We start from the raw sequence: 12,253 nt of genomic DNA, 5'->3' as shown, positions 1-12,253 counted from the left end.
GGCGCCGGTCATCAGATGTGGTAGACGTCGATGACCTGGCGGATGTAGTCGTTCTTCAGCACGATCTTCTTGCGCGAGATCACGAGCCCATCGCCGCTTTTGCGCAGCGTGACGAACATGGTGCCGAAGAAATGGTCGGTGACCTTGTAGCGGTGGTTGAGCGTATGGAAGTTGTAGCGGAAGTCCGCTTCCTCGCCGCGATCGGCCACAAGCTCGACATTGTTCACGTTGTGGCTGGTGCGCGGCTCCGGCGTCGACGCACCGGAGCGTTCGGTCTTGATGCGGAAGACGCGATCCTCCAGGCCGTCTCGGCTCGGATAGTAGATCAGCGAGATCTGCGATTGCGGGTCCTCGGTGAGTTGATCGTCGTCGTCCCAGGCCGGCATCCAATAGCTAACATCGGTCGCATAGCAGGTCAGCCATTCGTCCCATTGCCGGTCGTCGAGCAGGCGCGCTTCGCGGTAGAGGAAAGCGCAGGCGGTGTCATAGGAGATCGTCATGCGACCGCTCCTTGTCTCTCTAAGGCAAGCGCATCGCGCATGACCTTCGCCCAATATTCGTGCTGTCGGACGAAGAGGCCTTCGTCCTCGCTGCGCTCGCCGGAGAGCAGCGGCTGAAGCCCCATGCGCTTGGCATTCTCATCGGGTCCGTCGATCCAGAGCGGCGCACCGCGCGACAGGTCGTTCCAGAGCGCGGTAATGCCCGCATAACCCTGCTGGCAGGCGCGGAACTCCTCGAGATCGTCGGCCGTACCCATGCCGGAGACGTTGAAGAAGTCCTCGTACTGGCGGATGCGCAGGGTGCGATCGGCAGCACTTTCGCCCTTGGGTGCAAAGCAGAAGATGCTGATCTCGGTCTTGTCGACGCTGATCGGACGGGTGACGCGGATCTGCGTGCTGAACTGGTCCATCAGGAAGACGTTCGGATAGAGGCAGAGATTGCGGGTCTGGTTGACGATGAAATCCGCCTGCACCTCGCCGACGCGCGCCTTGATCTCCTCGCGGTGGCTGTAGATCGGCCGGACCTCCGGGTTCATGGTGTTGGTCCAGAGCAGGATGTGGCCATTGTCGAAGCCGTAGACACCGGCGACGGACCGGCTCCAGCTCGAAGCATCGACCGCCTTGGTGCCCTCCTCGTGGCGCCGGCCCATGGTCGCCGAATAGTTCCAGTGAACGGAGCTGACGTGGTAGCCATCGCAACCGTTCTCCATCTGCAGCTTCCAGTTCCCGTCGTAGATATAGGAGGAGTTGCCGCGCAGCACTTCCAGCCCGCCGGGCGCCTGGTCTACGATCTGGTCGATGATGACTTTAGTTTCGCCGAGATAGTCTGCGAGTGAAGTCACATCCGGATTGAGGCTGCCGAAGAGGAAGCCGCGATAGCTTTCGAAACGGGCGACACGCTTGAGATCGTGCGAACCGTCTTTCGCGAACTGCGGCGGATATTGTGTGGTCTTTTCATCCTTCACCTTCAGGAGCTTGCCGGTGTTGGAAAAAGTCCATCCGTGGAAAGGACAGGTGAAACTGCCCTTGTTACCGTGCTTGCGGCGGCAGAGCATGGCGCCGCGGTGGGCGCAGGCATTGATGACGGCGTGCAGTTCGCCCGTCTTGTCGCGTGTGACGACAACCGGCTGCCGGCCGATCGTGGTGGTGTAATAGTCGTTGTTCTCGGGGATCTGGCTCTCATGAGCGAGATAGACCCAGTTGCTTTCGAAGATGTGTTTCATCTCCAGCTCGAAGAGGTCTTCGTTGGTGAAGATGTCGCGGCGGCAGCGGAAGGAGCCGGCCTCATGATCGTCCTCGACCGCGGTGGCGAGCAGGTCGTCGAGGGCTTGGGCTTTGTCGATAACTGCGGACATGGTTCTTCTCCCGCAACCAGCTGATCCGTGCTCGGCTCTAGCGATTGCAACAATGTCTGATGTCAGGGGGCGGCGGCTCAGTCGGCCGCCGCAGAGGTGATCAAGCGGCGGCGCGCTTGCGCTGCTCGTTCACCTGGTTGTCGACGCCGTTCACCAGCGAGGTGAGATGGATGTCGAACACAATCTCGGCGAAGGGGCCGGAGAGATTGTTGGCCTTGATGCTCGCCTCGTCGGTGCGCTCGGTGACATCGGGCACCAGGCCGTCACGGGTCGCATAGGCGAAATCGTCGTTGACCAGCGGGTCGCCGGCGATGTTGATCTGGGTCGTCAGCTTGCGGTGGCCATCGGCGCTGATGAAGAAATGGATATGGGCCGGGCGCTGGCCATGGCGGCCGAGGGCGGAAAGCAACTGCTCGGTCGGGCTGCCCGGAGGCACGCCGTAGCCGTGCGGCACAATACTCTGAAACTTGTAACAGCCCTTGGCGTCGGTGACGATCGTGCGGCGCATGTTGAACGGCGCCTGCAGCCCGGTCGGATCGAAATGCGAGTAGAAGCCGCGGGTATCGCAGTGCCAGACTTCGACGGTCGCGCCCTTCAGCGGTTGGCCATTGGCGTCATAGACGGTGCCGTGCATGATCAGCGGCTGACCATTGGTGTCGCGGCCATCGTCGAGACGGGCAAAGCCTTCCGAAGCCGGCGCGCCAGCGACATAGAGCGGGCCCTCGATGGTGCGTGGCGTCTGGTTCTGGATGCCGAGCGCTTCGTCGATCGCGTCGAGACGCTCGTCGAGGAAGTGATCGAGGCCGAGGCCGGGCGAGATGAGGCCGGCCTGGCCGGCAGCGCCGATCTCGTTCAGCCAGGCGATCCCGGTCCAGTATTCGTCAGGCGTGATGTCGAGATCGTCGATCGCCTTGAACAGGTCCGACATCACCCGGTGCACGATTTGCTTGACGCGCGGATTGCCGCCGTCCTTGTCGAGTCCGCTCAAGGTCTTCAGGAAAGCTTGCGTTTCCGGCTTGTCGAAAATCTTCACGCTCATATCAATTCCTCCACTTGGATTGTCTTGAAGCTCGAGCCGCCTGCCAAACCTCCCGGCCGCGGCGCTCACAAATTCTAGCTATCGTCGTCACGGATCGAGGATGGGTGCCGGAGCAGCGGCGTGACCTCGATCTGCATGAACTTGAAGAGCGGCAGGCCCGAGAGAAGCTCGTGCAGCTCGGCATTGTCCTTCACGTCGAAGACGCTGTAGTTCGCGTACTGGCCGGCGATCCGCCAGATATGCCGCCACTTGCCGCTCTGTTGCAGCTGTTGCGAATAGGCCTTCTCCCGGGCGAGGATCTCCGCCACCTGCTCGGCCGGCAGATCGTGAGGGATGTGAACGTCCATTCTGACGTGAAACAGCATGGCTTGATCCTCACTTTGCAACGCTGATCGTCTTGCGCAGCCCGTCGCGCGCAAAGAATTTCAGCCGGTCTTCGTCGAGTTCGATCCCGAGCCCCGGCCCGTCCGGCACCGTCAGTTCAAAGTCGCTGTAGTCGAGCGGCGTCGCCAGGATTTCCTCGGTCAGAAGCAGCGGGCCAAAGAGTTCCGTGCCCCATTGCAGGTTGGCGAAGGTGGAAAACACATGGGCTGACGCGACCGTGCCAACGCCGCCTTCCAGCATCGTGCCGCCATAAAGTTCGATGCCGGCGGCATCGGCGATGGCAGCCACGCGCTGCGCATTGAAGAGGCCGCCGCTCTGCTCGATCTTGATCGCGAAGACGTCGGCACCCTTGGTCTTGGCAATCTCGAACGCGCTCTCCGGTCCCGTAAGCGACTCGTCCGCCATCAGCGCCACCGGGAAGCGACGGACCAGGCGACCGAGTGCTGCGGTCGAGGCGACGGGCTGCTCGACCAGTTCGCAACCGGCGTCCGCAAGTGCTGCCATGCCATAGGCCGCCTCAAACTCACTCCAGGCCATGTTGACGTCGACGCGCACCGCGCCGCGGTCCCCGAGGGCGTGCTTGATCGCTGCCACGTGGGCGATATCGTCCTTCAGCCGCCGTGCGCCGATTTTCAGCTTGAAGATCCGATGGCGGCGAAGGTCGAGCATCTTCCCAGCTTCGGCAATATCCTTGGCCGTGTCGCCCGACGCCAGCGTCCAGGCGACCGGCAGGCGCTTGCGCAGTGCCCCGCCGAGCAGTTCGCTGATCGGCAGACCCAGGCGCTTGCCGTGGGCGTCGAGCAGCGCCGTTTCCACAGCACTCTTGGCGAAGCGATTTTCCTTCACCGCCTTGCCGATGCGGGCCATCAGGGCGCGAACGCGGGTCGCGTTCTCGCCGACCATAAGCGGTGCGAAATAGGTATCGATTGCAAGCTTCATCGATTCCGGGCTCTCGCCGCCATAGGCGAGACCGCCGATGGTCGTGCCCTCGCCGAGGCCGACCGTGCCGTCGCTGCAATGCACCTTCACCAGCATCAGGGTCTGGCCGGTCATTGTCGCGACCGAGAGCTTGTGCGGCCGGATGGTCGGCAGATCGACCAGAACAGTTTCGACCCGTTCGACGACGGGAGAAAAGGCTGCGGTCGGAGCGATGGGTGCAAGGGTCGTGTTCATGCCGTGAACTGTGCGCTCACGCACCGGGTGACGTCCAACACCAAATAGGTTATCTACGATACCTTCACGGTATAGTATGACAAAGATTACGCGCATTCATGCGCTTGCCGCACTGCAACATACCGCAATGGTAGGACAATAGGGGCCGTAACATTGGATCTGCGCCAGCTTCGCTACTTCGTCGCCGTGGCCCGCGAGCGCAATTTCACCCGCGCCGCCGAGCAGTTGCACATCGCCCAGCCGCCGCTCAGCCGGCAGATCCAGCTTCTTGAGGAAGAACTGGGCGTGCCGCTGATCATCCGCAAGAGCCGGCCGGTGCGGCTGACGGAGGCAGGCCGATTGTTCTACGAACAGTCGCTACAGGTGCTCGGCCGGGTGGAACAGATGGTGGAGGCGACGCGTCGTGTCGGCCTCAACCAGAACCGGGTGCTGTCGATCGGCTTTGTCGCGTCCACGCTCTATGGCGGATTACCGACGCTGGTGCGCAAGCTCAGGCAGAACGCGCCGGAACTCGACATCCGCCTGCTGGAGATGGTGTCGGTGCAGCAGATCGCGGCGTTGAAGGAGGGCCGGATCGATGTCGGTTTCGGCCGGCTGCATCACAACGACCCCAACGTCGCCGGCATCCTCATGCGGGAAGAGCGGCTCGCCCTAGCGATACCGCAAGGCACGCCGTTTGCCGATGATACGTCTCCGCTGCCGTTAAGCGCGGTTGCCGGGCAAAAGCTGATCGTCTACCCGAAGGAACCGCGCCCGAGCTATGCCGACCACGTGTTGAGCCTGCTTCACGCTGAGGATGTGCGCCCGGCCGAAGTGCATGAGGTGCGCGAAATCCAGAGTGCACTTGGCCTCGTCGCCTCGGATGCCGGACTTTGCATCGTCCCCTCCTCGGCGCGTCAGGTCCGCTCCGACCTGCACTATCGCATGATCGAGGGCGAGCGGGCGACCTCGCCCGTTATCCTCAACCACCGGGTCGGCGACAATTCGCGCTACATCGAGCTGATCAAGGCGCTGATCGTGGAGATGTATGCGGAAAACCCGCCATGGCTTGGTCTCGAGCACAATCTGCCGTTCCGGCCGTCCTTCGTTAAGTGACGCGTTCGGGCGTCCGCAATTCCCGTGCTTCACCCGTCGGGGAAGTGGCACTCTCCGCCCAGATCTCGCGGACCATATCGCGGAGCAAAAGCGCTTCGGCCCATCGGTCGGTCGTATCGTTGCCGTTCCTGTCGGTGATCGCATAGGGCCTTGGGCCGAGTTCGCAGGTCATGACCAGTTCGGCATCTTTAGCGGCACGGGAGCGCCAGTGCCGAAAGCCGTAGGTCCACCACTGATGGAAGAGGTCCACCCACAGCCGATGCTGCGGAAAGGACATCTCGATCTGGATCTGCTGGCAGGAGCCGATGCGGCCGTGGAAAGCCCTAGCGTTGCGCAGGATGCGATGGATTTGTGCATGGCTTTCGTCTTCGACCGGGACGGCAAACTCCCGGCCGACGAGATAATGCGAGAGGTCGGCCAAGAGCGGCAGGTCGGAGCGACGGTCGAGCAGGTCGAGCGTGAACAGAAGGTCGCTGGTGATCCGATTGCGATGGGTTTCGATATAGACGGGAACGCCCGTATCCTCGGCAAACCGCATCCATCCGTCGAGAAGCGGCAGGCAGTCCTCGACCCGGCGCGGACGAATGTCGGCCTGCAGGTCGATGTGGCTGACCGGAAATTCCGCAGCCAATTCCAGCGTCAAGCGCAGATCCTCGACGCTTCGAGGAAAACAGACACCTTCGATCTTCAGGCCGGTGCCGCGGATCGCTTCGTTGAGGCGTTCGACATTCCGACGGTTGGTATAGTGTGCGCTGATGCCGTCGAACCCGGCCTCGACGATAGCAGCGATATTCTCTTCGAGACTGCGCTCATGACCGTCCGCATGCCGGCGCTCCATCGCCCAGAGCGACTGAAAGACAAGCAGTTTCTGCATCACGCAGCCCGCGCGCTTTTCAGCAGCGCCTTGAGGTTCACGCTGGCGTCGGCGAGCGCTCCCGGATCAGGGCTGATGCCGGCGGCAATCAACATTTCCGAAAGCTTGATGTCCTTGGCCACACAATTGCCGAGACCGAGGCCCGCGGCCGCGACGAGGCGACCGCCGTTCAGGTAGAATTCGAGTTCGCCGCCGTCGAGCCGGCGCGTCACGCTTTGATGGTCCGGATGCGGCAGACCCGCCACCTGCAGACCGAGATCATATTGATCGGTCCAGAACCAGGGGATCGCGGCAAAAACCTCCTTGCCGCCGGCCATATTGCGGGCGGCGACCTCCGCCTGGGCGCGGGCATTGCGCCAGCTCTCAAACCGAACATGCCCGCCACCCGGTTGGGCCACGGCGGCGCAATCGCCTGATGCATAGATGTTCGGATCGCTGGTCAAGAGATGGCCATCCGTCAGGATGCCGTTGCCAACGCCGAGCCCTGCCGCCTCGGCGAGTGCTGTATCCGGCTGGACCCCGATCGCGGCGACAACGATATCGGCCGGCACTGACGTGCCATCGGAAAGAACAACCGCATCCTCGGTGATTTCAGCGATCCCCTGACCGAGATGGAAGGTGACGCCTTCGTCGAGATGCCGGGCGTGGAGCCTCGCGGCGAAGCGTGGCGGCACCGCGCGACCGAGCGGCCTCAGTGCCATTTCGATGACGCTGACAGCGATGCCCTTGCCGCGCAGCACGGCCGCGAGCTCCATGCCGATCAGCCCGCCGCCGATGATCGCGACTTGTCTGCCGGCATCGGCGCGGGCGAAGATCGTCGCCGCATCTGTGTACGTGCGGAAATCGAGCGCGCGCTCGGCACCGGGGCACGTGAGCCGTCTCGGCCGGGCACCGGTGGCGAGCAGCAGCTTGTCGTAAGCGAGTGTCCGCCCATCGCTCAAGGTCACGGAGCGTGCATGCCGGTCCAGTCGAGACGCGGAAACGCCCTTGATATAGTCGATACCGGCAGCCTCCAGCGCTTCGGCGCCGCAGATCGGTTTCATCTGCACCGCGCCATTGAGCGGCTTCGACAATGGCGGGCGCTCATAGGGCAGATGCGGTTCCGTACCGATGAGCGTGACGCTGCCGGCAAAGCCCGATTCACGCAGCGCAAAGGCCGCGCGCGTGCCGGATTCCCCGGCACCGATGATGACGATGCGATCCATGGCTTGCTCCGTAGACCAGGCGTTGACGGGTGCGGTTCAGCAGAACCGCACGTAGATTTGTCAGTCCGTTCAAAAAAGGTGGCCGGCGCAGGCAGGAGAAATGCGCCGGCCCTCAGCGCCGCACGTCTGATCAGACACGGTCGCTGTAGGACTTCGAGTTCCTGCAGTCCCTTGACCGGCGACGATCAAAGGACCGTAGAAGATCAGTTGCGCGCTGCGTAATCGGCCATGTTCTTCGGCGTGACGAGCTCGAAGGGAACCCAGACGTTCTTTTCGACGCTTTGACCGCGCACCAGTGAGACGGCGGTGTCGACGGCACTTGCCGATTGCCCCTTGGCGTTCTGGAACACGGTTGCGTCGAGGTCGCCGGCAGCCATGGCGGCAAGCCCGTCCTGGGTCGCGTCGATGCCGACGACGATCACGTCGTCCATCGACACGCCAGCGGCCTTCAGCGCCTGGATGGCGCCGATCGCCATTTCGTCGTTGTTGGCAAAGACCACGTCGATCGGCTGTCCGGCGGTGATCCAGTTGGTGGTGAGATCCATCGCATTGGTGCGCGTCCAGGCGGCCGACTGCTCGTCGGCGATGGTGGCACCCTTGCAGTCGCCGGCAGCGAGCGTTTCCTTGAACGCCGAGGTGCGGTCGCGCGAGGCCTGGTGGGCAAGATCGCCCATCAGGATGTAGACCTGCGCATCGCTGGCCTTGCCCTTTTCCTTCAGCAGCGAACAGGCGGCTTCCGCGCCCAATTTACCGGAGTCCGTTTCCTTCGAGCCGACATAGGCCTGCTTTGCCGACAGCTTGCCGAGGTTCTCCGGCTCGAGGTTGAGGTAGACGAGCGGAATGCCCGCCTTCTCGGCGGCTTCGCTGATCCCTGCTGCGGCCGAGGTATCGGTCAGTGTCATGATGATGGCGTCGACGCCCGCCGCGATGAAGTTGTTCACCTGGTTGAGCTGCTTGGAGATGTCGGTCTGCGCATCCTCGATCTGGACGGTGGCGCCGTTGACCTCGCCGACCCGGGCATTGATGCCCTCGCGCAGCAGGGTCTGGAAGTTGTTGTCGAAGCTCTGCATCGAGACGCCGATCGTCTCCGCCGAGGCAGCACTTCCCATCAAGGCGGCAAGCGCTGCCGCCAGGTACATGGATTTCATGATTTCCTCCCGAGGGTGCCGGATCACCCGATCGCATTCCGGAGGCCCCGATGGGCCTGATCAATGCTTGCGTGGGCGGCCCTAGCCGAGCGCCACGCGAACCTCGCCGTCGACGATTTCGGCGGGATAGGTCTTCAGGTTCTCGCAGGCCGGAAGCCTGATGGCTTCACCGGTGCGGTAGTCGAAGGCGCCGGAATGCTTGGGACATTCGACCTCGTAGTCCATGACGAGGCCATCGGCGAGATGGACGGCCTCGTGGGTGCAGAGGCCGGCGGTGCAATAGACGCTATCGTCGGGGCCGCGGTAGACGGCGTAGGTGCGGCCACCATGATCGAAGCGGATCGCCCCTTCCTGTTCGATGTCGTCAAGCTTGCAGGCGGGTATCCAGGTGATCACGGTGCTCATTCTGCTGCCTCCCCGATGGTGTTGCGTGCCTTGCGGCTAGCGAGTTTTTCCTTGCGTTTGCGATAGCGCTCCTGCATCCGCGCCTCGCCCTCCTTGGAGCCGTCGTGCCAGGTGCCAAACCAGCGATCGAGCGGGATCAGGGCGTCGCCGTAATTCACCTCGAAGTACTTGTGGTGCAGGTAATGCGCATAGGCGTGGCTATCGACCAGGGTCTCTTCACCGACCTCGACCTTGTCGAAGCCGACATGACCGGGAATGGCGCCGAAGCCCGCATAGTGCAGCTGATAAAGCATCAGGATCGGGTTCGACGGCAGGATCAGGTGATAGAAGGCGGTACCGAAGTAGAGCAGGTGCTCTACCGGATGCATCGACAGCGACGACCACGGCGACGGGTTCACGGAATTGTGGTGGACCGAGTGCACCCACTTGTAGAGCAGCGGCGTGTGGATGAGCCGGTGGATGCAGAAGAAGTGGAACTCGTGGATGACAGGCACGACGAGTGCGACCAGAGCGAGCGTCCAGGGATTGTCCGCGAAGGTCAGCCACGGCGCATAGCCATTGGCATAGGCGAAGAGCATGCCGACCTCGACGGCGGTCCAGATAGTCACGCCGGACAAGAACGTGCGCAGGATATTGTCGAGGTTCTGGCTCTCGAACCAGAAAGCCTTGCTCTTCTGCTCGGCCGGGAACTTGCCGTTGTACTTGAAGCGGTTTTCCTGCCGCTTCAGCACATAGAGGTGCATCTCGAACGCGCCGTAGAACAGGAAGACGCAGACCGCGTTGACCGCATAGAGCCAGGCGATCCAGCCGACGCTCAAGCTCTGCATCGTCTCGACCGGCGGGATGACCCAGGCCCAATAGGCAACGGCCGAGGCCGCGAAGATCGCATTCCACGGAAAGAAATAGTGTGGCAGCCACTTTACGAGCGCCAGCAGTTTTGGCGGGAAGGCAAACAGCGGCGCGGTTTCGATCGGGTCGTTCGGCGCCCAGTCGCCGCGCTTGTTGCGCTTTCCATATTTCAGATCATCCATGACGCTCTCCTCCCGGCGGACCGCATGCGCTCCGCCAAACTCCGATGAAGGAGATCGCTGTCCGGTTCGGTCCGATCCGCGTTCCTTCTTGATAAAAATCTAGCAGGGGGCGGTGGGAACGGCGAAAGCTTGTTTGATCAAATCAGATCAAAGGCTCTCGGCGGTGATGGTGATGAAGCGAATGGGCGCCGTATCCGGCTCCATCTCGGAAAGCCCGATCCGGCGCAGCATCAGGTCAAGCGAGCGACGGGCCTGCGCCTCCGGCGCCTGGTCGAGCACCACGTCCATGATGCCATCGCTTAGCGCCTTGCGGGTGTAGTCGGTCAGTTCATGACCGACGAAGAAGATCTCGTTACCGCGCTTATGCCGGCGAAGCACGTCGATCAGGGCCGCATTCGCGCCGCCGGCATTATAGAGGCCGGCCATGTCAGGATACATGTCGAGCGCCCATCGCAAGGCTTCGGCACCGTAATGCTCCTCGTCGCGGGTAAAGCCCAGCCACTCAAACCGGCGCTCGCCCGGATGCGCTGCAAAATAATCCGAAAAGCCGCTGAGGCGGTCGCGGTGGACCTGATAGATCGGGTGGCAAAGGGCGACGACAGGCCCTGTCTGGCGCGCCACGCGCGCGATGAAGAGCGCCGCCGTTCGTCCGGCCGCATGATTGTCGATGCCGACGAACGCGCCCAGTTCGTGCGAGGCCCTCGTCACGACATGGACCACCGGCACGCCGCGCGCGATCACGGCTTCGACGGCGGCGCTGATCAGCGGATGGTTGGGTACGGCCAGGATCAATCCGGCGCGGCTGACCTCGGTCGAGAGGATGCGCCTGGCGATTTCCTCCGGCTTCATTTCCTCGGTAAAGCTGCGATGCACGACGACGAGCGGATCGAGCGTCTCGGCGATCCGCTGGAAGGCCTGCGACAGGCGGCGATAGAAGGTCGTCTCCGGCCGCACCATCAGCACGTCGATGCGCAGCAGCCCGCGATGGGCCTCGGGAAGGGTTCGCGGATAGTTCAGAGCGCGCGCCGCGACGACGACTTTTTCGACGAGGTCCGGGCGGACACCACCGCGGCCGTTCAAGACCCGCTCGACCGTCGCGGTTCCGACGCCTGCAAGCTCGGCAATGTCGCGATAGTTCGGCTTGCTCACGGAGACTTCCCTCATATAGACCAACGACGCCCGCCTGTAACGCCTTAGCATAGGGCGAGGCTTGCTCGACAGAGTGTCTGTCCTCGTTCAGCCCGCCCTCGCCATCGCTCGTTCGCCGCCTATATCAAGCCGGTATTCAGAATCACACCGAGGCTTCCATGAGCTATGAACTGTTTTACTGGGACGGCATTCAGGGGCGCGGCGAGTTCGTGCGGCTGGCATTCGAAGATGCCGGCGCCGATTATGTCGACGTCACGCGCGAGCTGGGCCGCGGCACCGGCGAAATGATGAGGCTGATGGAAAGCACGACCGAAGCGCACATTCCCTTTGCCCCACCTTTTCTCAGGGACGGCGACCAGATCATTTCGCATGTGGCTAACATCCTCTTCTACCTCGGCCCCAAACTGGGGTTGGCGCCGAAAGACGAAGCGTTGCGCTGGTTCGCCAACGGCCTGCAATTGACGATCACCGATTTCATCGCCGAAGTGCACGACACGCACCATCCGATCGCGACATCGAAATACTACGAAGACCAGAAGGCGGAAGCGAAGGACCGGGCCCTGGAGTTTGTCGTAAACCGCATGCCGAAATTTCTCGGTTACTTCGAGCGGATGCTTGAGCAGAACCCCGCGGGCGGCGGCCACGCGGTCGGTGGCGGCCCCAGCTATGTCGACCTGTCGCTGTTCCAGGTGATCGAAGGGCTGCGTTATGCCTTCCCGAAGGCGATGCGCCACTATGAGCCGCAATATCCCGGGCTTTTGAAGCTGCATGCTTCGGTGAAAAGCCGGCCCAACATCGCCGCCTATCTCGCCTCACCGCGGCGGCTGGCCTTCAACGAGAACGGAATCTTCCGCCGCTATCCGGAACTGGACATCGCGCCCTGAGGAGATGCGCC

At 62.6% G+C, this 12,253-nt stretch carries 13 protein-coding genes; 2 read left to right on the top strand and 11 right to left on the bottom strand.

Annotation, left to right across the window (positions count from 1 at the left end; translation table 11 throughout):
* Positions 1 to 11: 11 nt before the first annotated feature.
* The 5 genes from benB to JVX98_RS05215 all read right to left on the bottom strand — a co-directional run bounded on the left by benB (position 12) and on the right by JVX98_RS05215 (position 4,451).
* Positions 12 to 500, bottom strand: a complete 489-nt coding sequence (gene benB, locus JVX98_RS05235; protein WP_205236046.1) for a benzoate 1,2-dioxygenase small subunit — start codon at positions 498 to 500, stop codon at positions 12 to 14.
* On the bottom strand, positions 497 to 1,855 hold the full coding sequence (locus tag JVX98_RS05230; protein ID WP_205236045.1) for a Rieske 2Fe-2S domain-containing protein: 1,359 nt from the start codon (positions 1,853 to 1,855) through the stop codon (positions 497 to 499). The genes benB and JVX98_RS05230 overlap by 4 nt, the downstream gene beginning before the upstream one ends.
* A 100-nt stretch (positions 1,856 to 1,955) precedes the next feature.
* On the bottom strand, positions 1,956 to 2,894 hold the full coding sequence (catA, locus tag JVX98_RS05225) for a catechol 1,2-dioxygenase (RefSeq protein WP_205236044.1): 939 nt from the start codon (positions 2,892 to 2,894) through the stop codon (positions 1,956 to 1,958).
* Between the two features lie 74 nt (positions 2,895 to 2,968).
* Positions 2,969 to 3,259 (bottom strand): muconolactone Delta-isomerase, encoded by a 291-nt coding sequence (gene catC, locus JVX98_RS05220; protein WP_192450077.1) that lies wholly within the window; start codon positions 3,257 to 3,259, stop codon positions 2,969 to 2,971.
* A gap of 10 nt (positions 3,260 to 3,269) precedes the next feature.
* Positions 3,270 to 4,451, bottom strand: a complete 1,182-nt coding sequence (locus tag JVX98_RS05215) for a muconate/chloromuconate family cycloisomerase (RefSeq protein ID WP_205236997.1) — start codon at positions 4,449 to 4,451, stop codon at positions 3,270 to 3,272.
* A gap of 153 nt (positions 4,452 to 4,604) precedes the next feature.
* Here JVX98_RS05215 and JVX98_RS05210 point away from each other — a divergent pair, with 153 nt between their 5' ends.
* On the top strand, positions 4,605 to 5,546 hold the full coding sequence (locus JVX98_RS05210) for a LysR family transcriptional regulator (RefSeq protein WP_192450076.1): 942 nt from the start codon (positions 4,605 to 4,607) through the stop codon (positions 5,544 to 5,546).
* Here the strand turns inward: JVX98_RS05210 and JVX98_RS05205 are convergent.
* From JVX98_RS05205 to JVX98_RS05180, 6 genes are all read right to left on the bottom strand, one after another.
* A complete protein-coding gene (locus tag JVX98_RS05205) occupies positions 5,539 to 6,420 on the bottom strand; it encodes a sugar phosphate isomerase/epimerase (RefSeq protein WP_192450075.1) in 882 nt (293 codons plus the stop codon). The genes JVX98_RS05210 and JVX98_RS05205 overlap by 8 nt on opposite strands.
* Positions 6,420 to 7,625: an NAD(P)/FAD-dependent oxidoreductase gene (locus JVX98_RS05200; protein WP_192450074.1), complete on the bottom strand. Its 1,206-nt coding sequence runs from the start codon at positions 7,623 to 7,625 to the stop codon at positions 6,420 to 6,422. Before JVX98_RS05200 ends, JVX98_RS05205 begins: the two co-directional genes overlap by 1 nt.
* A 203-nt stretch (positions 7,626 to 7,828) precedes the next feature.
* Positions 7,829 to 8,773 (bottom strand): substrate-binding domain-containing protein, encoded by a 945-nt coding sequence (locus JVX98_RS05195; protein WP_205236043.1) that lies wholly within the window; start codon positions 8,771 to 8,773, stop codon positions 7,829 to 7,831.
* Positions 8,774 to 8,854: 81 nt separating this feature from the next.
* Positions 8,855 to 9,166 (bottom strand): MocE family 2Fe-2S type ferredoxin, encoded by a 312-nt coding sequence (locus tag JVX98_RS05190; RefSeq protein ID WP_192450521.1) that lies wholly within the window; start codon positions 9,164 to 9,166, stop codon positions 8,855 to 8,857.
* 8 nt (positions 9,167 to 9,174) lie between these two features.
* On the bottom strand, positions 9,175 to 10,209 hold the full coding sequence (locus JVX98_RS05185) for a sterol desaturase family protein (RefSeq protein ID WP_205236042.1): 1,035 nt from the start codon (positions 10,207 to 10,209) through the stop codon (positions 9,175 to 9,177).
* Positions 10,210 to 10,356: 147 nt separating this feature from the next.
* On the bottom strand, positions 10,357 to 11,358 hold the full coding sequence (locus JVX98_RS05180) for a LacI family DNA-binding transcriptional regulator (protein ID WP_205236041.1): 1,002 nt from the start codon (positions 11,356 to 11,358) through the stop codon (positions 10,357 to 10,359).
* A 158-nt stretch (positions 11,359 to 11,516) separates the two neighbouring features.
* On the opposite strand from JVX98_RS05180, the gene JVX98_RS05175 reads away from it, so the two are divergent.
* The gene (locus JVX98_RS05175) at positions 11,517 to 12,242 is read left to right on the top strand and encodes a glutathione S-transferase (protein ID WP_205236040.1); all 726 of its coding nucleotides are present in this window, start codon (positions 11,517 to 11,519) and stop codon (positions 12,240 to 12,242) included.
* Positions 12,243 to 12,253 lie beyond the last annotated feature (11 nt).

Origin of the sequence: Ensifer sp. PDNC004, from assembly GCF_016919405.1 — a bacterium.
In the GTDB taxonomy this organism is placed as follows: Bacteria; Pseudomonadota; Alphaproteobacteria; order Rhizobiales; family Rhizobiaceae; genus Ensifer.
This window is presented reverse-complemented; position numbering and strand designations above follow the sequence as displayed.